18 protein-coding genes are annotated in these 20364 nt (G+C 56.9%); 4 read left to right on the plus strand and 14 right to left on the minus strand.

What is annotated here, in order from left to right:
- Positions 1-4: 4 nt before the first annotated feature.
- Positions 5-1546, minus strand: a complete 1542-nt coding sequence (locus tag IEY52_RS17890; protein ID WP_189004929.1) for a phytoene desaturase family protein — start codon at positions 1544-1546, stop codon at positions 5-7.
- Positions 1547-1877: 331 nt separating this feature from the next.
- Between IEY52_RS17890 and IEY52_RS17895 the strand changes: the two genes are divergently transcribed.
- A complete protein-coding gene (locus tag IEY52_RS17895) occupies positions 1878-3497 on the plus strand; it encodes a C1 family peptidase (RefSeq protein WP_189004931.1) in 1620 nt (539 codons plus the stop codon).
- 72 nt (positions 3498-3569) lie between these two features.
- Here IEY52_RS17895 and IEY52_RS17900 read toward each other — a convergent pair whose 3' ends face one another.
- Positions 3570-3803, minus strand: a complete 234-nt coding sequence (locus IEY52_RS17900) for a hypothetical protein (RefSeq protein ID WP_189004933.1) — start codon at positions 3801-3803, stop codon at positions 3570-3572.
- Between the two features lie 52 nt (positions 3804-3855).
- The gene (locus IEY52_RS17905; RefSeq protein ID WP_189004935.1) at positions 3856-4761 is read right to left on the minus strand and encodes a class I SAM-dependent methyltransferase; all 906 of its coding nucleotides are present in this window, start codon (positions 4759-4761) and stop codon (positions 3856-3858) included.
- A gap of 50 nt (positions 4762-4811) precedes the next feature.
- Between IEY52_RS17905 and IEY52_RS17910 the strand changes: the two genes are divergently transcribed.
- Together IEY52_RS17910 and metK are read left to right on the plus strand one after the other, a co-directional pair.
- Positions 4812-6410 carry a patatin-like phospholipase family protein gene (locus tag IEY52_RS17910; RefSeq protein ID WP_189004937.1) on the plus strand — a complete coding sequence of 533 codons (1599 nt, stop codon included), beginning with the start codon at positions 4812-4814 and terminating at the stop codon, positions 6408-6410.
- A 272-nt stretch (positions 6411-6682) separates the two neighbouring features.
- On the plus strand, positions 6683-7879 hold the full coding sequence (gene metK / locus IEY52_RS17915) for a methionine adenosyltransferase (protein WP_189004939.1): 1197 nt from the start codon (positions 6683-6685) through the stop codon (positions 7877-7879).
- A gap of 78 nt (positions 7880-7957) precedes the next feature.
- Here metK and IEY52_RS17920 read toward each other — a convergent pair whose 3' ends face one another.
- Both IEY52_RS17920 and IEY52_RS17925 read right to left on the minus strand, forming a co-directional pair.
- Positions 7958-8368: a DUF6069 family protein gene (locus IEY52_RS17920; protein WP_189004941.1), complete on the minus strand. Its 411-nt coding sequence runs from the start codon at positions 8366-8368 to the stop codon at positions 7958-7960.
- 44 nt (positions 8369-8412) lie between these two features.
- Positions 8413-8859 (minus strand): MarR family winged helix-turn-helix transcriptional regulator, encoded by a 447-nt coding sequence (locus IEY52_RS17925; RefSeq protein ID WP_189004943.1) that lies wholly within the window; start codon positions 8857-8859, stop codon positions 8413-8415.
- A gap of 134 nt (positions 8860-8993) precedes the next feature.
- On the opposite strand from IEY52_RS17925, the gene IEY52_RS17930 reads away from it, so the two are divergent.
- Entirely contained in the window at positions 8994-9536 is a 543-nt protein-coding gene (locus IEY52_RS17930; protein WP_189004945.1) for an RNA 2'-phosphotransferase, read from the plus strand.
- 3 nt (positions 9537-9539) lie between these two features.
- On the opposite strand, the gene uvsE is transcribed toward IEY52_RS17930, so the two are convergent.
- The 9 genes from uvsE to IEY52_RS17975 all read right to left on the minus strand — a co-directional run bounded on the left by uvsE (position 9540) and on the right by IEY52_RS17975 (position 20320).
- The gene (uvsE, locus tag IEY52_RS17935) at positions 9540-10442 is read right to left on the minus strand and encodes a UV DNA damage repair endonuclease UvsE (RefSeq protein ID WP_229684860.1); all 903 of its coding nucleotides are present in this window, start codon (positions 10440-10442) and stop codon (positions 9540-9542) included.
- Between the two features lie 100 nt (positions 10443-10542).
- Positions 10543-11523, minus strand: a complete 981-nt coding sequence (locus IEY52_RS17940; RefSeq protein WP_189004949.1) for a malate dehydrogenase — start codon at positions 11521-11523, stop codon at positions 10543-10545.
- 149 nt (positions 11524-11672) lie between these two features.
- Positions 11673-12068 carry a 50S ribosomal protein L19 gene (rplS, locus tag IEY52_RS17945; protein ID WP_189004951.1) on the minus strand — a complete coding sequence of 132 codons (396 nt, stop codon included), beginning with the start codon at positions 12066-12068 and terminating at the stop codon, positions 11673-11675.
- A 153-nt stretch (positions 12069-12221) separates the two neighbouring features.
- A complete protein-coding gene (locus IEY52_RS17950) occupies positions 12222-12764 on the minus strand; it encodes an ankyrin repeat domain-containing protein (RefSeq protein ID WP_189004953.1) in 543 nt (180 codons plus the stop codon).
- Positions 12765-13034: 270 nt separating this feature from the next.
- Positions 13035-16319: an efflux RND transporter permease subunit gene (locus tag IEY52_RS17955; RefSeq protein WP_189004955.1), complete on the minus strand. Its 3285-nt coding sequence runs from the start codon at positions 16317-16319 to the stop codon at positions 13035-13037.
- Complete coding sequence (locus tag IEY52_RS17960) at positions 16316-17542, minus strand: efflux RND transporter periplasmic adaptor subunit (protein ID WP_189004956.1); 1227 nt, start codon at positions 17540-17542, stop codon at positions 16316-16318. The genes IEY52_RS17955 and IEY52_RS17960 overlap by 4 nt, the downstream gene beginning before the upstream one ends.
- A complete protein-coding gene (locus IEY52_RS17965) occupies positions 17542-18540 on the minus strand; it encodes a TolC family protein (RefSeq protein ID WP_189004957.1) in 999 nt (332 codons plus the stop codon). Before IEY52_RS17965 ends, IEY52_RS17960 begins: the two co-directional genes overlap by 1 nt.
- Positions 18537-19826, minus strand: a complete 1290-nt coding sequence (locus tag IEY52_RS17970; RefSeq protein ID WP_189004958.1) for a TolC family protein — start codon at positions 19824-19826, stop codon at positions 18537-18539. The genes IEY52_RS17965 and IEY52_RS17970 overlap by 4 nt, the downstream gene beginning before the upstream one ends.
- Entirely contained in the window at positions 19823-20320 is a 498-nt protein-coding gene (locus tag IEY52_RS17975; protein WP_189004959.1) for a MarR family winged helix-turn-helix transcriptional regulator, read from the minus strand. Before IEY52_RS17975 ends, IEY52_RS17970 begins: the two co-directional genes overlap by 4 nt.
- Between the last annotated feature and the right edge of the window lie 44 nt (positions 20321-20364).

Here is a 20364-nt window from a genome sequence, read left to right on the forward strand (position 1 = left end):
TCTGCTAGCGGCGCGATTTGGGGCTTCTGGAGAGGTCTTTCAGGAGGGTGCGGGCGGTGTTGCGGCCACTGGCCCCCATGATTCCGCCCCCCGGGTGGGTGCTGGCCCCGGTCAAATACAGGTTTTTCAGGGTGGGCCAGCGGTATTCACTGGCTCCCAGAAAAGGCCGCATGGCGAACATCTGGTCCATGCCCATTTCCAGGTGCATCACGTTGCCGCTCCTCAGGCCCAGGTTGTCATGAAGCCACTGGGGCGTTTGTACGAGTTCGCCCACAATCTGCTCACGGGTGCCGGGAGCGTAATGTTCAAAGGCATTCAAAATGGCATCTCTGGCTTCTGTGCTGCGCTCTGCCCAGGTTCCTCTGGCAAGCTTGAACGGGTAATACTGCGCCCACAGCCAGAGCACTTCCCCATCGGGTGGTGCCAGGGAGTCGTCAATGCTGCTGAAACTCATGGCAATGATGGGTGGGTCCGAGGTGGGCTCCCCGGAGAGGTATTCCCCGTACGCTTTCAGCAGTTGCTGTTCGTTTTTGATCAGCAGGCCCAGACCCACCCGCGATTCCGGTTCATGGTGCTTGCGGTACTGCACCTTGCCTTTTAAAGCCAGACGCAGCACCATGCCAAACCCGTTTCCGGTGCGCACCTGACGGGCCAGTTCGGGCACCTTGTCTGCCGGAAGGGCGTCCACGGTCTGCAAAACATGGGTTCCGCTGACCACGGCTCTGGCGGTGTACACGTCGCCATCCTGCAGGCGCACCCCCACGGCACGTTCCCCTTCTGTCAGGATGTCTTTGATGGGAGCGCTGAGGAAAATCTGGCCTCCGTGGGCCTCAACGGCCCGCTTTAAAGCCAGGGTGAGGCCACCGCTGCCTCCTCTGGGACGGGCCACCCCACCCACGTGGTACAGGGGGTGCCACAGCAGAAAAGGAGCGCTCATGGTTTCGGTGGGTGGAGGTCCAGACTGGGCCGCCATCCAGGTGAGGGGCGCGCGCACCCGTTCTTCCGAAAAGTATTCTTTTGCGACCTCGCCATAAGGCCGCATGATGTGCGTCAGTTTCTGCTGCCAGTCTTTCTGCATCCCTGAGCCCCACACCAGATGCTTTCCCAGGTCCAGGGGGTTGGGGGCGGTCAGGAAAGCCTCATTGACGCTTTTCGCAAAAGGCGTCCAGTCCTGCACAAAACGCTGGTAGGCCTCTCCCTGACCGGGGAAGATTTTGTCCAGTTCATGGGCGGTTTTGTTCAAATCACGCCAGACAAACCAGGGGGTCTCTCCATCCGAGCAGTGAAACAGCGGATCCAGTTCCAGGTACTGCAGGCCGTACCGCTCCAGTTCCAGTTCCTGCACAATCGGGGTCATGCGGATCAGGATGTGGGCACTGCCGCCATAATCGAAGCGGTAACCGCTGACCACCTCTTCGGTGGAAACCGCTCCACCCACCAGGTGCCGTTTCTCAAAGACTGCCACCCGGTAACCTGCGCGTGCAGCGTAGGCTGCTGTGACCAGACTGTTGTGCCCTGCTCCAATGACGATCACATCGTAGTCCAAGCTGCCCCCCAAAAAGATGTGTTTTCATGCTAACACGCTTCTTTTGGGGATTCTGGAGTGGAGGTGAAAAGAGGGTAAGGTGCCCTACAAAAGAACAGCAAACCGTAAAAAATCCTCTTTTCAGAGCATTCAACACTGTATTTTTTTTTACAAATGCAGGCTGGCTTAAGAGACTTAAGAGAAATTGAAGGTTTCATGAAGCCCCTGATGTGACCGCAGAAGAAGGTTCAAAAAATGTAACGCTTATGATGACCTCAGGTTCATTGGAACACTTGGCTGCACACTGGATTTTCCTCCAGTGGACCAGATCTTTTGCTGGTAGGAGACCTTCATGAAAAGACTGAACTTTCTGACCGTTTTGCTGGTCCTCACCGCCTGCGCCCAGACCCCTGGCGGACCTGCTCCCCTTCCTGGTGGCTTCTCGGGCGACGCACCCAAAGGTGCAGAGTCTGTTTCAGAGAGCGATTTCCGTTCGCACATCAACGATCCCGGCGCACAGGTCTACACCCCAGAGCAGGAACAGAAAGATGCAGAAGCCCAGGCCAAACGGGACGCAGCCAACCAGAAGGTGGTCACCGACTTCCTGGCGGCCCATCCAGAACTGACCGACCTGAAAGAACTGATCCTCAACATCCCCAAACCAGAAGCCAACAAACTGAGGCCCCTGCCAGACGGCAACTTTGAATTGATCATCGAGGACAACCAGGAGCAGGACCAGAAGATCATCACCCTGGGCCAGAAATTCAAACTGGCTGAACTGGCCCGCAGCATCGAAAATTTTCCCAGACAGAGCAACCAGTTCGGGCTGTATGAGCTCTTTTACCCCAACGTGCCCGAAACTTACCGCAACCGCCTGGAGCTTCCAGCCCCTGAAACCGTCAAAACCGCAGATGTGCAAACCCTGCTGAACCTGAATGCCCGCATTGCCGATGTCTACAGAGACATCGTGATCAAAATTCCCGATCCCACCAAACCCATAGGCTGGGTGGGCGATCCCACCAAGGAAACCGGCTATCTGGACGGCAGTGACCGCACCAACTCTGCAGCCAGTTGCTCGGCCTTCAAAACAGATGGCATTTACAACACCTTTGACTGGCCCCTCAAGTATTACGCCACCTCAGTGAAAAACCAGGGGGGACGCGGCAGCTGTGTGGGATTTGCCATCACCTCCGCCACCGAATTGCAGACGGCCAAGGAAAAAGGCAAATGGACCAACCTCTCCGAGCAGTCTTTCTACAACCGCATCGCCGGGCACTGGCAGCCCAGAGCCTACGGAGATGGTGCAGACACCACCTTCATTTACAACACCTCTGCAGCAGAGAACTATCACTTTGCCTATGAGAGCCAGTGGGGCTACAATGCTTCCCTCAGCCGTTCTGACATCAAAAACGCCGCAGATGAGCTGATCGGATACAGCAACTCCTGTACCGGGTATGCAGATTCCTACTGCTCCAACACTGCAGCACAGAGCAAATTCTGGTGCCTGTTCCTGCTGGGTCAAAATTACTGCATGTACCTCCCCAAACCCGTCACTGCGGCCTCCCCGGCCATCGTTCCCAGAGGGCAACTGGAGCTGTGGGATGCCACCAACAAAGATTTGTCTGTGGCCTACATGATCCTGACCCTGGCCTTTGGCAACACCGTGGTGGCCAGCCTGGACGTGATGCCCAGCTGGGACAACGCCAACTCCAACGGCTTTGCACGTTCACGGGCTTACGACCTGCAAATTGGAAGCCCCAGCCGCGGTGGTCACGCTGTCAACATCACCGGGTTCATCACCAACGAAAAACTGGCCACCAAATTGCCCAATGCTCCCCAGGGCGGTGGCGGCGGTTACTTCATCGTCAAGAACTCCTGGGGCGCTTGCTGGAAAGACGGCGGCTACATCTACATCCCGTTTGATTACATGAAAAACTACGGTTACTCTGCCATCCGGGTGTTCGTGGATTGAGCTTTCATCAGAACAAAAACCAGGGTTTGAAGCCCTGGTTTTTTGTTTTCTGGTTTTTTGTGGTTTCAGGGCTCAGGCCAGCACCCGGCGTTTGCGGATGTCCACCATCACCATGCGGTAGGCATGCGGAGAAATCTGGTCCCGCAGGGCTTCCAGGGCCTCTTCGATGGTTTCAAAGGTGTTTTCTTCGTCGGTTTCCAGCAACACCAGGCTTTCATGGGTGATGTAAATGCGCACATCCATTTCGGGGGTATAGGTGGCACAAAACAAACGACCTTTGCCAGTGGGCAACATGAAATCTTCCATCGTGTTCTCCTTCTTCTTGTGGTGAACTTCTTGTGGGTGAAAGCAATTCATCTTACACCCCTTGCAGGGAGCGGGCCGTGACCACCACTTCGTATTTTCCGGTGATGGTCGTGGTGTAGCGGTGTTTTTGAAAGTAACGCCGGAAAAACGTCACATCCTTGAACAGCAAAGACAATTCGGGGTCTCGGTAATTGACCATGCGTGCCCCGTAACTGATTTCTCCGGCAGAGTAGCGGCAGTTGGGAAAAACCAGAATCCAGTGTCCTGCAGGTTTCACATGCTTCAAGAGCCTCCTGAACACCGGTTCAACCTCGATGTTGGCACTCTGCAGGGTGCCAATGCTGAGGATCAGATCAAACTGCCCAAGGTCTGCAGGCAGGGCATTGATGTCTGCAGCCAGAAAGAGGTACCCAGGAAAGCGGCTTTTTGCAAGCTCCAGGGCGCTCTCGCTGTGGTCAATGCCCAGGACTTCAAAGGTGTTCTGTGGGTAAGCCAGATCCAGCAGGTGCAGCTCTTCCCCGCTGTTCACCCCCAGGTCCAGAATGCGGGCATCTGAGGGAAGTTTCAGGCTCCTCAGGGCTTCCAGCATGTCCAGCAGGAAATACGGTTCCTCCAATTTGTGGATGCGTTGGAATTCGCTTTCTGCACCATACTTTTCGGTGTCTCCTGATGGGGTGCGGTCCCGTTTGCGCGGCTCTTTTTTCTGGAAGGTGATGGACAGCAGAGGATCTGCGCGTTCTGGCACCCGCATGTAGCATTCCAGACGGTCCGCCAGGTCCAGCCACACCCTGAGGGGATGGTGCAGGTAGGTGTTCTCCCCTATCACCACCTGTTCTCCAGCATAAAAACCAGGGGCCAGATCAGGGTTGAGCACCTGAAAAGTCACCTCCTGAGCAGCAAAAAGCCGTTCAGTGATGGCAGGGATGGCCAGAAAAAGTGGTGTAGAGCTGAAATCCACACCCTGTTTATAATATGAGAAGAAATTAAACACAAGTTTCGGAGGGGCTCATGAACGGTCTGGTTTTCAGTGGAGGTGGCATCCACTTCGCCACCCACGCAGGTGTGATGGAAGAACTCTACAGCAAAGACGCTGCAGGAATCGAAGCTTTTCAGGTCATCGTGGGCACCTCTGCCGGGTCCATTTACGGGGCACTGCTGGCTGCCGGGTACACCCCAAAACAGGTCAGTTTGCTCAGCACCATCCTTTCCCAGCCGCCTTTTGGAGACACGCTGTTCGATGCAGACCCGGGCAGTTTTGCAGCTGCGTTCCTCAAATACGACCTGAACTACGTGAAAGGGGCCGTGCGGGGCTGGAACCTGCTCTCGCTCTTTGAAGCTTTCCTGCACCGCGAAACCGCCCAGAAACTGCAGCAGAACCTCAGATCCGATGCGGATTTCCCGGTGGCAAAACCCCTGCTGGTGGACCGCTACCAGGTCAACCTCAAAGCAGAACGCAACGCCCAGTATTACACCCAGCAACTGCATTTCGGGGAAATCCCAAAAGACCTGTTCATTGTGAGCACCAATGCCTACACCGGTCAAAACGTGGTTTTCACCAAAGTGGGCAGCAAAGAAGAAGAACTGCAGCGGGAAAACCGCCTGTGCTTTCCCACCGATTACATCAACTCCAGCAGCAGCATCCAGACTGCCGTGCAGGTGCAGGCCATGAAAGTGGCCACCCAGCCTGACCACCCTGAACACCTGCACCTCAGGCGCTTCGAGCACCGGGTGTACTGGGAGTTTGACCGCAGCCTGTACGGAGAACAACTGCCCATCAGCGTGGCCATCCGAGCCAGCATGAGCATCCCCGGGGTCTTTGAACCCCAGTGGATCCAGAAAACCCTGGAAAAAGGCGAAACCGTGCTGGACCCCTTCATGGACGGTGGGGTCACCAGCAACTTTGCCATCAGTGTGGCCATCCACCAGGCCCTTGGAAACTGCCAGGACGTGCTGGGCATCTCCCTGACCAACCTGGGATACCGCCTGCCTGACCCCAGGGTCACCGACAACGCCATCTCCATCCTGATGAGAAGCTTCGATTACTCGGGCGACGCCATCCTGGACCTGATGCGTGAAGAAGCCGACCTGGACCACAAACGCTTCACCATCATCAACGCCATGAGCCAGCTCAACATCCCCCTGACGGGCGTGTCCCAGCTTCCCAGCCTGATCGAGGAAGGCAAACAGATCGCAGACAAATACTGGAACACCGCCACCCAGTTTTTTGCCAGCGAGCAGATTGTCACCATGTTCAAAAACCCCGGCCAGATGATGATCTACCTCTCCGATGCCGCCACCTCTGGATCAGATGCCTTTGAAGACCTCAAACAGCAGGGCACCAGCCTGCTCCCCACCCCCACCGAGGCCGACGTGGGCAACCTGCTGGGCGGCCTGCAAAAAGGCGGGGCCTGGATGTGGGTCAGCATCGTGGTCCTGCTGGCCCTCTGCGGAGCCATCAGCCTGCTGATGGCCGTTCTGAGAAGCCTGGGCGGTCATGGCCTGTGGAGCCTCCTGTGGTTGCTGGCCCTTACGGGACTGGCTTACTGGCTGCTCAGGCAGTATTTGCTGGGGATCATTCGGAAGAATCGGGTGGTGGAGATCAAGTAGGGCCGAGAGCCGGCGGCCCAGTGCGACCCAGCCGCCTGGGGAGCACGTAGTCAGGGCCAAGACAGAGCCGAGAGCCGAGAGCCGAAAATACTGTGCGTAAAGAAAGCTGACTGTCAAGCTGTGAAAAGCTCTGGCAAAAGCTTTCTGGACAGCCCTCGGCCCTTGGCCCTCGGCCCTCGGCCTGTTTGCTATCCAATTCCCGATTCCTGCAAACCCCACATGTTATGCTGTTTCCCGTTGGAGTGACTTTTTTGTCGCTCAGGAGGACAGTCATGCGCAAATACTACACTTCTGAATCGGTGTCTGAGGGGCACCCGGACAAGCTGGCCGATTTGATTTCGGACAGCATCCTCGATGAATTTCTTCGCCAGGAACCCACCGCCCGTGTCGCTGTGGAAACCCTGGTCACCACGGGCATGGCCGTGGTCGCAGGTGAAGTCACCGCCCAGAACGCCTATGTGGATGTGCAGAACGTGGTTCGCAAGGCCGTGCGCAGTGTGGGATACACCCGTGCCCACTACGGTTTTGATGCCGATTACTCTGCGGTGATGTCCACCATCCACGAGCAGAGCCCCGACATTGCAGATGGGGTCAATTACTCCGAGGAGTGGCGTCACATGTCCGAAGAGGAGCGCGCAAAACCCGAGAACCGTTTCAGCATGATCGGTGCCGGAGACCAGGGCCTGATGTTCGGGTATGCCACCAGCGAAACCCCGGAACTGATGCCCCTGCCCATCACCCTGGCCCACGGCATCACCCGCCGCATTGCCCAGATCCGCAAGGAGAACGTGCTGGATTACCTGCGCCCGGACGCCAAGGCCCAGGTCACCGTGGTGCGCGAAAAAGACGACACCTGGGTGGACACCGTGGTGATCTCCACGCAGCACAACGAGAAAGTCGAGCAGGAGCAGATCAAAAAGGACATGCTGGCCCTCGTGATCCAGCACGTGATCCCCGAGGCTTACCTGCGCGAAGAAACCAAGTATTTCATCAACCCTTCCGGAAAATTCGTGATTGGTGGGCCTCACGGGGACACCGGTCTGACGGGTCGCAAGATCATCGTGGACACCTATGGTGGTGCAGTCCCCCACGGTGGCGGAGCATTCTCTGGCAAGGACCCCACCAAAGTGGACCGCAGCGCGGCTTACTACGCCCGCTACATCGCCAAGAACATTGTGGCTGCAGGTCTGGCAGACAAAGCCCTGGTGGAGGTCTCTTACGCGATTGGTCGCGCCAACCCTGTTTCCATGCGGGTGGACACCTACGGCACCGGGAAGGTCAAAGATGGCCAGATCACCGAACTGGTGAAAAAGCACTTCGATGCCCGCCCCCAGGCCATCATTGCAGAGCTGGATTTGCGCCGTCCGATTTATGCCCAGACCGCTGCTTATGGTCACTTTGGCCGTCCTGAATTCCCCTGGGAAAAAACCGACAAGGCCGAAACCCTCAGGAAATCCGCTGGTTTGTAAACCAGAACAAACACAACAACCCCGGAAACAGATTTCCGGGGTTTCTTTTTGGTGGTGTTCTTCTTGCAAGGGGACTGCTCAGCTGCGGGCCACGGTGCGCACAGCTTCAGGTCTGGCATTCAGAAGGGTCAGGATGGTCACGCCAGCAATGGTGTGCATCAGGGCCAGCACCAGTTTGGTGGCCAGTGCAACGGGCATGGTGACCACCGGGAAGAAGGACAGCAGCAGAAAAACCCAGCCAATGCCCTGAAAGACCAGCACGCCCCTGCTTCCAGCCCTCTGGGCCAGAGCATAAACCCCTGCAGCCACATAAGCAGGAATCAGGGTGGCAAGGGCCACCGGGAGGGCAGTCAGGTCCATGGGGATGGTGCCCTGAAAGACCTGCAGGGGAACGCCAGTAATTTTTGCGATCAGGAAGACCAGTACGTTGAGAACGGCAGCAATCAGGGCGGCCTGCGTGGCCTTGCGAAGCAGGATGGGGGTGGTCATGGATCTCTCCTTTTATTTAGCCGGCTATGTATTGAGCACAAAAATCAGCAGAAGCCGCCGGGAGGCTCCCCCAGGTTTTGGGTGATCTGTTTAAACATGCGGTTCAGCAGCATTATTTCCGCCTGACTGAGCCCTTGCACCGTGAGTTTCTCCAGTTCGTCCCAGACCTCCACGATTTGTGGAATCAGGGCTTTTCCTGCAGGCGAAAGGCAAATCAAAGTGGCGCGGGTGTCGGTGGGATCGGGAATGCGCTCCAGAAATCCTTCTTTTTCCAGTCTGGCCACCATCTTGCTGGCGGTGGGAGGCTGCACTTCCAGATGTTCGCTGAGGGTGGTCAATCGGGTTTCTCCCACACGGTCCAGCAGCAGCAACAGGAAATCCTGGCCAGGGTGAAGCCCCAGCTTCTGCAAAAGCAGTTGCGCTGCGTATTTGTGTGTGCGGGCCATCTGAACAATGGCACGACCCAGACTGTGCTGATCCTCGACGGTCATCCGTCTCCTTCTGGTTTTATGTTAGACGGCTAACTATATTTTGTCAAGTGCCCCTCAACCCGTGTCCAGATGTGCCACCCTGCTTAAGCCATAAGCAGGTGTTGGAACTTGCCCAACTCCTTTACCATGGCTGCATGGACTGGATCAAACTAGAAAAATTATTGTCGTTTTTGCTCAGGCATTCCCCTGAGACCCTGAATCTGAACATGGACGCTTCAGGCTGGGTGGAAACTGACGCACTTGTCAAAGCCGTCAAATTCAAGGAGCCAAAATTTGACCTCAAATTCCTGCAGAAAATCGTGAAAGACAGCCAGAAACAGCGCTTTTCCTTCTCAGAAGATGGCAGCAAAATCCGTGCCAACCAGGGGCACTCTGTGAAAGTGGACCTGCAGCTTTCCCCTGCAGATCCTCCAGAAACCCTCTATCACGGAACAGTGGAACGCTTCCTGGACAGCATCATGCAGGAAGGCCTCAAAAAAGGCGACCGCCAGCACGTGCACCTCTCGCTGGACCTGCAGACCGCTGAAAAAGTGGGCACCCGACGCGGCAAACCCATCATCCTGACCGTCAGTGCCCGGGAAATGCAGCAGGATGGCTATGTTTTTTATGTGTCAGACAATGGTGTGTGGCTCACCGAAAATGTGCCTCCACAATACCTGGACCTGCAACTGTCCTGAAATTTACACCTGAGACTGCAAAGCCGCCTTCAAATTCCTGAGGGCGGTTTCTTTGCCTTTGGCTTCCACCTCAATCCAGGGCGCGTCCCACAGGGCCTCCGGGAAATCCAGAATCAGGTCATGGTGGCGGCTGTCGTGCAAACCTTCCCTGCCGCTGGACAGGTGCACCAGTTGCCAGGAGGGCTCGGACCAGGTCTCACGGGCCAGTTTGACCCACTGCTCGATGCTGGGATCCGACAGGGAAGGCAGTTTTTCTTTGACCACATGGTGATGGGAATCAAAAACCATGGGCACCCCTGCGGCAATGCAGGCCTCAAAAATCTCTCTGGCAGAGTAGATCTTCTCGTCGTTCTCCAGGGTCAATCTGGATTTCACACCTTCAGAGAGGGTCTGGATGGTTTCCACCAGCTTGAACCCTCTGCCTCCTTTGCCACCGTGGATGTTCATGAAAGCCCAGCTGGACCTGGGAAGCCCCAGCAAGTCCATCAGCCAGCCCTGGTGCTCCAGGATCTGCACACTGTTCTGAATCACCCGTTCAGACTCAGAACTGAGCACCACAAACTGATCGGGATGCACCCCCACCCGGATGCCCAGGCGCTCTGCCTTTTGGCCCACCTCTGCCAGCTGTTCTTGCATCTCCAGCAAAATGGCTTTGCCCAGACCATCTTCCAGATCGCTGAGCGGGAACAGGTTTGCCGTTACCCGGTACAGCTTCCAGCCTTCCTGATGCACAAAATCCAGCGCAGACAGCAGCGTGTTGAGGTTGCTCTGGTACAAATCTGCAAGCCTGCCCTTTTGCTCCTCTTCAGAAAATTGCTTGTGACGGGCCAGCGTGGTGGTGCGGTATCTCACTTCTGGACCGCAGGTGATGCAGACCAGACCCAGTTCAGGCAGAGGTTTCTTCACAAGGGGCATTGTGCTGGAAAAGCAATTCCGGTACAGCAGTGTGGCACACCAAAAAAATCCTCTCCCTGACAGGGAGAGGAAAACGCAGCGAGGTGAAGGCTTATTTGGCAAACAGGTGGGAAATCGCGTCGGCTTCTTCCTGCAGCTCCTGCAGGGTGGCCTGCATGCGCTCGCGGGAGAAGTCATTGACAGGGAGACCCTGCACGATTTCGTAGTCGCCATCTTTGCAGATGCAGGGGTAACCGTAAACCACACCTTCGGGAATGCCGTAGCTGCCGTCACTGGGAACGCCCATGGAAACATACTTGTCTCCGGTGCCCAGGGCCCAGTCGTGCATGTGGTCGATGGCAGCATTGGCAGCACTGGCAGCGCTGGACAGGCCACGGGCCTCAATGATGGCCGCACCGCGTTTTTGCACGGTGGGAATGAAGTCATTCACCAGGTACTCTTCATCCACCTGCTCGGCGAAGGACTTGCCGTTCACTTTGGCGTTGTAAGGATCGGGGTACTGGGTGGCGCTGTGGTTGCCCCAGATGATCACGTCTTCCACATCGGTGGAGGGAACGCCCAGTTTGCCCGCAATCTGAGAAACGGCGCGGTTGTGGTCCAGACGCACCATGGCGTGGAACTGGCGGGGGGAGAGGTCAGGAGCGCTCTTGGAGGCAATCAGGGCGTTGGTGTTGGCGGGGTTGCCCACCACCAGCACCTTCACATTGCGGGAAGCCACATCGTTGATGGCCTTGCCCTGCACGGTGAAGATGGCTCCGTTGGCTTCCAGCAGGTCCTTGCGCTCCATGCCTTTGCTGCGGGGGCGGGCACCGACCAGCAGCGCGTAATCTGCATCTTTGAAAGCAACGTTGGGATCATCGGTCTGCACAATGCCCACCAGCAGCGGGAAAGCGCAGTCTTCAAGTTCCATGGCCACACCCTTCAGGGCGTTGAGGCCCTGGGGGATTTCCAGCAGTTGCAGAATCACGGGCTGATCCTTGCCGAGCATTTCACCCGAGGCGATGCGGAAAAGCAAGCTGTAGCCGATCTGTCCTGCGGCTCCGGTCACTGCAACTCTAACAGGGGTTTTCATTTTGAATCTCCTTTAACCAGGGTTAACCTTTACAATGGTAAGCTTTTCGCTGCAGGCTTTCAAACCTGCCGTGTTTTGAGCCGTCACTGAACAGGAGACAAAAAGCAAAAGGAGGCTGCATGGCCTCCTTTTGCTTCGCTTGAAACAAATTACTTCTGTTTTTTGGCAGCGCCAGCCTGCAGCATGCGGCCACGGTCGGCTTTGATCTTGGCTGCTTTGCCGCGCAGTTCACGCAGGTAGTACAGCTTGCTGCGACGCACTTTACCGCGTTCCAGCACAGTCACGCCCTGGATGATGGGGCTGTTGAAGGGGAAGACACGCTCCACGCCTTCACCAAAGGAAATTTTGCGCACGGTGAAGCTCTTGCCTGCACCGCTGTTGTTCACGGCAATGACAACGCCTTCGAAAGCCTGCACACGGGTGCGGGTGCCTTCGACCACTTTGGTGTCCACACGGACGGTGTCACCAGCGCGGAATTCGGGGATGTCGGTACGGATTTGCGCCTGGGTCACACTGCGCAGAATGCTGCCACGGTTGAGGGTCATGATATGCTCCTTCGCAAAAGGCGGACCAGTGCTTCAGTTCAAACAGAGTCACTGTTCACTTTTACTTCATGCCTTTTTGGCACGTAAAAAAGAGTGTACCACGGGTGGGGGCGGGGCGTCCAGAGAGGCTTTGTCTCAGGGCCCCCGGCCTCTTCACCTCAGCAAATCCACCACTTTGGCCCCAATCAATCGCGCCCGCTCCAGAGGGGTTTTGCCTTCCCGGTCGCGGGTTTTGCGGTCTGCGCCCTGATCAAGCAGGAATTCCACAGCTTCCCGGTCTCCTTTGACCACGGCCACGTGCAGGGGGGTGAGGGTGCCTTCGGGTTCATTGACAGGAGCACCCTGCTGAACCAGGCATTTGAGCACCTCGAAGTTGCCTCCCATGATGGCGTGGAACACCACGCTGAGGTTGTGGGCCCCTCTGGCCTGTACGCATTCGGGGTGTTTTTGCACGGTTTTCATGACCTCATCCAGGTTGCCCAGGGCGGCCCAGGTGCAGATGTCGGGTTTGGCTCCAGCCTCGATCAGGAAGGCCATGATGTCTTTGTTCCCCACATGGGCAGCGGCTCCAAGGGGGGTTTCATTCCAGCTGGCCCGGGCGTGAACCAGTCCGGGGATGTTCCTGAGGAGCTGTTTCACTTTGTTCAGGTCGTGGTGCGCAGCCATCACAAAGCTGTTCTGCTCTTCCTGCTTCATAGGGTCATTTTAGGTTTGCTTTTTGCAGAAAGGTGTGATCAACCCCTGAGGGCTGGATGTGATGAAGGTCACCTGAAACACCATGTTGTCTGTGCAAATGGTGTTTCCTGGCTGCCAGTGCAGTTTTTTTGCATTCAATTCAAAACGTTTGCTGGCTTGCTTTTGAAAGTTTGATGGGAAAAGCCACAAAATGCCCCTTTGAACACAGAAGAACCCTGATGGTCAGGGTTCTTCCTCATGGACAGGTTTTTCAGCTGGCTTTGGTTGATTTTATTCTGCGATCAGACGCACACCACTCTCAAAACGTTTGCGCTCAAAGAGGTAAAACACCGCTGGCACCACAAAAAGGGTCAGCAGGGTTCCAGTGAGCACCCCTCCCAGCACAATCACACCCAGGGGTTTACGCAGCTCTCCCCCTTCTCCGATGCCCAGAATCAGGGGCAACGAGATCACCAGCACGGTGATGGTGGTCATCAGGATGGGGCGCAGACGCAGTTTGGCGGCTTCCACCAGTGCTTCACGCAAATCCATGCTTTTGGCCTCCCGCACCACGAAGTCCAGCAGCAAAATGGCGTTTTTGGTGACCAGACCGATCAGCAGCACCGTTCCCAGCACACTGACCACATCCAGACCCGTCCCAAACCAGTAGCTGAACCAGAAGGCACCCACCAGGGCCAGCGGAATGGGCAGCAGGATGTAGAAAGGGTACCTGAAGCTGTTGAACTGGCTGGCGATCACCAGGAAGTTCAGCACCAGGGCCAGCCCGAAAGCAAAGGGCGCTGCGCTGATCAGGTCATTCAGGAACTCGCTGTTGCCGTCCTGCGCCAGCGTCACCTGATCGTCAATGACCTTCTGGTCCACAAAGTCCTGCTGCAATTCTTTCTGCACCTGGGCCAGACCGGGAGCGCCTGGGCGCAGGTTGGCATAAACCACGGTGCCGAATTGCTGGTCCTGACGGGTCAACTGGGCCGGGGCACGGCTGGATTCAAAGTGTCCCAGGGCAGACAGCGGCAAAGAGCCTTGCAGGGCAGGGGAAGAGATGGGCAGGGAAAGCAGGGCCGAGGCATTGCCCACCAGACCCGGATCGGCTTTCAGCACGATCTTGTATTCATCCCCGTTGCGACGGACAATGCCCGCCTCTGACCCGGAGTTGAAGGTCTTGAGGGTGTTGGCGATGTCAAAGGGGGTGATTCCTGTTCCGACCAGCCTGTCCCGGTCTGGAATGAAAACCTGTTCTGGAGTGGTTTCAGAAAGGTTGCTGCGCACATCCACGGTGTAGGGTCTGGCCCGCAGCACATCCATCATCTTTTCGGTGCGCTCGGCCAGCAGTTCCGGGGTGGGGGCTTTCAGGAAGTAGGCGATGTCGCTCTCTCCCTGGGGTCCGCCCTGCGGAATCTGCAGTTTGACATCCACCTGGGGGTTGTTCTTGTACAGCTCTGCAACGTCCTTGCGGTAGTCTTCCGCCAGTTCGTACACGCTGCGGGAACGCTGGCCTTTTTTCAGCAGTTCGATGGTCATGGAAGACCGTTCGGGGCCGCCAGAGCCCACCTGGGTTTCCACCACTTTCACTTCCGGCTTTTTCAGGAAGTAGTTTTCCAGCAGCCGGGTGTTCTCGTTGGTGCTGGACAGGCTGGTGCCTTTGGGCTGTTTCAGATTGACAATCAGGATGCTGTTGTCGGTTTTGGGGGTGAAGTTGAAGGGGATTTTGGGACCCACCACCCCAAGAGACAGCAGGGTCAAAACAGCCAGCACAATGATGATCCAGGGGCGCTTCAATCCTGCAGCCAGAATGCTGGCATACCCGTTCTGCAGCCCGTTGAATCCCCGGTTGTTCAGTTCATGCAGGTTGCTGGAGGTGGCGTTGAACAGCTCAAAGACGATGTTGAACAGGTAAATGAACAGCCCCCAGGCCAGAGGGTAGGCAATCACACCCACCAGACCTGTGGGTTGTTTGATGCCCAGCCAAAACATCAGAACCGTCAGGGTGAGCAAACTCCAGGGGTTTTTGTAAAACGTTGTGACCCCATGCACAAAATTTTTAGGACCCAGGGTGTGTCGGGCAGCTTCACTGAAGGTCAGCTCTTTGGGATCCGGGAAGTAGGCCATGCGCACGGTCAGAAAGAACAGGGCTTCTGCCCAGGACACCGCCACCGCAGCAGCCAGCACCACCCCGAACTGTTTGAAGAACTGTCCCACAATGCCGGGCAGGAAGCTGATGGGAATGAACACCGCCATCAGGGACAGCGTGGAGGCAGAAACCGCACTGGTGACCTCACTGGCCCCTTTCAGCACCGACTCTTTCAGACTGTATCCCAGACGGCGGTAACGCTCCACGTTTTCCGCCACCACGATGGAGTCGTCTACAACGATACCCACCGCCACAATGATGGCCAGCAGCGAGATGATGTTGAAGGTGAACCCCAGCAGCTTGAACATGATGATGGCACCCAGAATGGAAATCGGGATCGCCAGCACCACCGAAAACACCGTGTTCAGTTTCCCCAGAAACACCAGACACACGATGCTCACCACCAGAATGGTCAGCAGGGCGTCTTTCCAGGTGTCCTCCACCTGCAGCTTGATGGCCTCGGTGGTGTCGGAAACGATGGTGGTTTTGTATCCCTCGGGCAGTTTCAGGTCTGCCAGCATGGCCCGAATGTCTGCCGCCACCGACACGCTGTTGGAATCGCTGCTTTTCTGGATGGAAAGGGTGATGACAGGTTCACCATTCACCCGGCTGTAGGAATCCAGTTCAGCACTGCTGTCCCGCACCACGGCCAGGTCCTGCACTTTCAGGCCACGGGAAGAATCCACGGTGATGTTGGCCACGTCCTGGGTGGTTTTTGCGGTGTTCCTCAGGCTGTAGGTGATGCGCTCACCCTGAAAGTTGCTGGATCCGGCAGCCAGGTTCAGGCTGTTGGCAGAGATGGCCTGCGAAATCTGCGAGGGGGTGATCTTGTAGGCGGCCAGTCTGGCAGGATCCACCAGGATCTGAATCTGGCGGGTGGGGGCACCGTTCACCGTCACCCCGGTGACCCCGGAAACCCGTTGCAGCTTGAGTTTCAGGATGTCCTCTGCGTACTTGGAGACCTCCAGCAAATCCTGACCGGGAGCACTGAGCGCCACCGAGAGGATCGGCTGCGCAGTGGGGTCGAATTTTTCCACCACCGGGGCATTGGCGTCTGAGGGAATGCTGCTTCTGGCGCTGTTGACCCGCTGGGAGACCTCCACAGCAGCCTGATCGGGGTTCTTGCCGTACTCAAACTGCACGATCACCTGCGAGACGTTCTCACTGCTGGTGGAACTCACCGAGTCAATGCCGGGCAGGGTGGCCAGTGCATCTTCAATGGGTTTGGAGACCTGGTTGGCCACCTCCTCGGGGCCTGCTCCAGGGTAAGTGGTGACCACGGCCACCACCGGCACCTCGAATTTGGGCAGCACATCCACCCCAATGCCCCGGAAGCTGATGATGCCCACCAGAATCAGTGCCCCAAAGATCGCCGTCGCAAACACAAAACGGTTCACGAAAAACTGGACGATTGGGCTTTCTTTCACTGCACCACCTCAACGCGGGTGCCTTCGGTCAGCTCTGCAGGCAGGGGGTAAATGACATGCTCGCCTCCCTGCAGACCAGAGAGGGCCACTTTGCCATCTGCTTCTCCCAGGCTGCTCACTTGCACGGCTTTTGCGAGGTTGTCTTTCACCACAAAGACCTGGGTGATGCCTTCTGTGACCCTGAGGGCACTGGCGGGCACCAGGGTGCCTTTGGCAATGCGCAGGTCGTAAGCCAGGGTGGCGGTGCTGCCTGCAGGAATCTGCCCTGCTGCACCCACCCGTGCCACCAGTTCAATCAGGCGGTCCTGGCCAGGAACCTGACTCTGGCGCACCAGTCTGGCGGTGTAATCCTTGCCTGCAAATTTGAGCACCAGCGGGGTTCCGACTGTGAACTGGCTGGACTGCTCAGGAGGAAGCCTGAACACCCCCTCCAGGGTGGAAGGATCGGAAATCCTGAAGGCACGTGCTCCTGTGGACAGGAACTCGCCCACATTCACACTGACCTCATTGATCACCCCACCAAAGGGCGCTTTGATTCGGGCATCCTGCATGGCTTTGCGGGCGGTCTGGGCCTGGTTCTGGGCCTGGCTGACCTGCACTTCCAGGAGGGCCAGGTCTTCTTTTCCAGAGCGTCCGGTGCGGGTCAGGCTGTCCTGTGCGCTCTGCAACTGGTTCTCAGCATTGCTGACATTCAGGCTGAGGTTCTGCAAATCCAGCTGGGCAATGCCCCCCACCTTCTGCAGTTCCAGCCCCTCGCTGTAACGCTTCTGGGCCAGTTTGAGGCTCTGACTGGCGGTCGCCACCTGGGCTTGCAGCAAGACCAGGCTTTCCTGCTGGGCCTTACGGGCCTTGTCCAGGTTGATCTGGGCAGAACGCACCGACAGTTCAGCGTTGCTGACCTGGGTGTTCAGAGCGTCGGTGTCCAGCTCAATGACCGTCTGGTCTTTCTGAACCGCTGTGCCTTCTGGAGCCAGAATGGCTTTGACCTGACCGCTGCCCGTGCTGCCCACAAAGCTTTCTTTGACCGGGCTGAGGGTCACGCTGACTGTGCGGTCACTGCTGAGCACCCCAGAGGTGGCCTGCACCACTTTCACCTTGCGGGTCAGTTCCTGCTTGACCACTTCTGGCTTTGATTCTGTGGTCTGGGACTGCTCCTTCTCTTTGGGGGTGCAGGCAGCCAACAGCAAGGCGGCGCCCACCCCCAGAAACCACAGTTTGCGCATCAACGTCCCCCTGAACCTGCCTGGAAGGCGTAGTAGGCTTTCAGGTACGTGTCTCTGGCCTGCAGCAGGGCCAGTTCAGATTGCAGCTCGGTCAGTTCGGCCCGCAGGTAATCAAAAGGGCTGATCAGTCCGCCCGAAAGGCGTTTTTTCTGGGTGGCCAGTTGCTCTTTCGCATTCTCTCTGGCTTTCAGTTGCACGTTGTAGCTTTTCTGGGCAGAAAGCAGGTTGTCATACAGGCTCTGGGCCTGCACTTTCAGGCTGTTCTTCACATCCGAAAGGTTCTGCTGGGCCTGGGTCACGCTGCTTTTTGCGCTGTCGATCTGGGTCTGGGCAGCATAGCTGGGATCCAGCAAATCCAGTTGCATCTGGGTCAGTTCCACAGCCTGGGCAATTTGCAGGGTGTTGGGGCTGCGTTCCACAATCTGGGCAATGGCTTCACTTTTGGGCAAATCTGGCAAACCCAGTTGATCGCTGATCTTGTCAAATTTCCCGATCAGATTGGAAAGGCTCTGTTTGGCGAGGTTCAGGCCATTGGTGGCTGCCGTGACGTTCTTTTCAGCATCAGCCACCTGCTGCTCTGCATCTTTGACATCCAGGGCCGTGCCACTGCCATTTTTCTGGCGGATCTGGGCAATTTTCAGGGCCTGTTCCAGCACATCAGAGGACTTGCGCAGCAGCGTCACCTGAAACTGGGCCTCCAGAACAGAGGTGTAGGCACTGACAATCTGGGACTGTGCCTGACGCACGGCATCGTCATATTTGACCTGGGCGGTTTTGAGGCGTTGCTTTGCCTGAATTTCGGTGGGACGGGTCAACAGCGGATCCGAGAGGGTGCGGGTCAGGTTGGCCTGTGCGTCTTCCACTTCCAGTTTGGCCAGCACCACGCTGCCCACCTGGTCCACCTGCTTGAGGGCATCTGGAAGGGTGTACTGCTGTGCAAAAGCACTGCTGGTCAGAAACAGGGTCACAAAAAGGGTGTGTTGCAGGGTCTTTTTCATGGGTTCACCTCGATGGGGGGAAGGGCGTAAAACTGGTAAGCATCCAGCACTTTTTGCAGCACATCCAGGCGGGCCTGCTGCTCGGCAAGCTGGGCCTGATGCAAATCCAGGTTGGCTTTCAGGGTTTCCAGAGGACTGCTGAGGCCCAGCTCTTCACGTTTCTGGGCTTCTGACAGGGAAAGGGCAGCATTGCTGACCGCCTGGATTTTCAGGGCCAGCTGCCTGAGGGCCTGCTCATGGCGCATTTTCAGACTGGCTTCCTGCACTTCCCGGGTGAGGGCTGCATTTTTGACGGTGGCTTCCGCCGCAGCCAGTTGTGCATCTGCAGCACTTAAGGCTTCCCCAAGGGTGGGGGTCAGGGTGAACTTGAGGCCCAGGACAAGCTGGCTGTTCAGCACCTTGGTGTCTGTTGTGGAATCGTATTTGTAGGTGAGTGCAGGTTGCAGGGTGCTGGAATCCAGCGAGAAAGTCAGGTTGCTGTTGGCATTGGCCTGATAGGTGTACCTGGCATTGAAGGTGGGCAGAAACTGGCGTTTGAGGGCTTCCACCTGAATGCGGGTCTGCTCCAGCGCAAAAAGGGCATTCTGCTGTTCTGCACTCAGAGTGGGCACAGGGTATTTCAGGTTTTCGGGCAGTTGCACCTGGGCACTTCCCACCCAGGAGCTGAGGTTCAGTTCTGCCAGCCGAACATTCCCATCTGCAGAACGCACCTGTTCTTGTGCTTCCTGGTAGGCACTTTCTGCAGTGCGCAGTTCTGCCGGGCTGGTTCCCCCTTTGCTGGCCCGGAGTTTTGTTCCTTCCAGGCTTTTCAGGGCCAGTTGTTCTCCCTGCTGGGCCAGTTGCTTGCCCAGCAGGGCAAGCTGCAATTGATGGGCTGCCACCAGCACCTGGGTTTCCGCCCGTGACAAAGCCACCCGAAAGCCCAGTTGTGCCTGCTTCACCCCCATTTCGGCTTTGCTGATCTGGTCTGCAGCATCACCATAAGGAAAAAGCTGGAATGATGCTGTCAATGTGGCATCCCAGCCAGCACTGTCTTTGAATCCTGGCATGCCATCCACGTAATCTGTGTTTTGATATCCACCCCCACCCACCAGGGTCACCGGGGACTGCAGGGCATTCAACTGGGCCTGTGCTGCCCGCAACTGCAAACTTGCCGAAAGCACACTGGGGTGTTTCAGGAGCTCCTGGGTCCAGCTCTGGGCCTGCCCCATGCCCAGGCCCAGACTGATGAGGCCTGCACCGAGCAGAAGCTTCCAACCTGCCAAACGCTTTATCTTGTGAATCACGGTTTCTCCTTCATGTGCTGTGCATACCAGCCTTCCAGTGAATTGAGCACCTGTTGCACCACCTGCAAATCTGCTCTGGACACCCCAGAGAACAGCTCATGGGCATGCCGATTCCAATGGTCCTCCAGTTCCTTCAGAAGTGCTTCCCCCTTTGGGAGGAGGCGCACCCGAGTCACCCTGCGGTCGCTGGCATCCGGGGTGCGTTCCAGCAGCTGCATCTTTTCCATCCGGTCAATCAGGGCGGTGTTGGTGGCCGGGGTCAGGCCGATGGTGCGGGCAATGTCACTGACACTCACTGGCAATTCCAGCTTGCTGTAAGGGGTGTTGCCTCCCACCACCTGCAACACCCCGTAGTGGATGTGGTGCAGCCCGTGCTGGTCCAGCATTTTGCCCACGTACATGTGCGACAGGTACATCAGCCGCAAATGGCCTTCTGCCAGTTGCAGATAGAGAGGGTCCCATTGGGAAAGTGCTTCGGGATCCGAATGGTTCATGAACCGATTATTTCAGAAGCCGAAGCATTGATTGTGATATGGCG

The sequence above is a fragment of the Deinococcus roseus genome (assembly GCF_014646895.1).
GTDB classification, from domain to species: Bacteria; Deinococcota; Deinococci; order Deinococcales; family Deinococcaceae; genus Deinococcus_C; species Deinococcus_C roseus.

Bases quoted from the DNA above. Each gene is read 5' to 3' on its own strand.
- IEY52_RS17895 (WP_189004931.1), top strand. From the start codon at position 1,878: ATGAAAAGACTGAACTTTCTGACCGTTTTGCTGGTCCTCACCGCCTGC.
- IEY52_RS17900 (WP_189004933.1), bottom strand. From the start codon at position 3,803: ATGGAAGATTTCATGTTGCCCACTGGCAAAGGTCGTTTGTTTTGTGCC.
- IEY52_RS17910 (WP_189004937.1), top strand. From the start codon at position 4,812: ATGAACGGTCTGGTTTTCAGTGGAGGTGGCATCCACTTCGCCACCCAC.
- metK (WP_189004939.1), top strand. From the start codon at position 6,683: ATGCGCAAATACTACACTTCTGAATCGGTGTCTGAGGGGCACCCGGAC.
- IEY52_RS17920 (WP_189004941.1), bottom strand. From the start codon at position 8,368: ATGACCACCCCCATCCTGCTTCGCAAGGCCACGCAGGCCGCCCTGATT.
- IEY52_RS17925 (WP_189004943.1), bottom strand. From the start codon at position 8,859: ATGACCGTCGAGGATCAGCACAGTCTGGGTCGTGCCATTGTTCAGATG.
- IEY52_RS17930 (WP_189004945.1), top strand. From the start codon at position 8,994: ATGGACTGGATCAAACTAGAAAAATTATTGTCGTTTTTGCTCAGGCAT.
- IEY52_RS17940 (WP_189004949.1), bottom strand. From the start codon at position 11,523: ATGAAAACCCCTGTTAGAGTTGCAGTGACCGGAGCCGCAGGACAGATC.
- rplS (WP_189004951.1), bottom strand. From the start codon at position 12,068: ATGACCCTCAACCGTGGCAGCATTCTGCGCAGTGTGACCCAGGCGCAA.
- IEY52_RS17950 (WP_189004953.1), bottom strand. From the start codon at position 12,764: ATGAAGCAGGAAGAGCAGAACAGCTTTGTGATGGCTGCGCACCACGAC.
- IEY52_RS17960 (WP_189004956.1), bottom strand. From the start codon at position 17,542: ATGCGCAAACTGTGGTTTCTGGGGGTGGGCGCCGCCTTGCTGTTGGCT.
- IEY52_RS17965 (WP_189004957.1), bottom strand. From the start codon at position 18,540: ATGAAAAAGACCCTGCAACACACCCTTTTTGTGACCCTGTTTCTGACC.
- IEY52_RS17975 (WP_189004959.1), bottom strand. From the start codon at position 20,320: ATGAACCATTCGGATCCCGAAGCACTTTCCCAATGGGACCCTCTCTAT.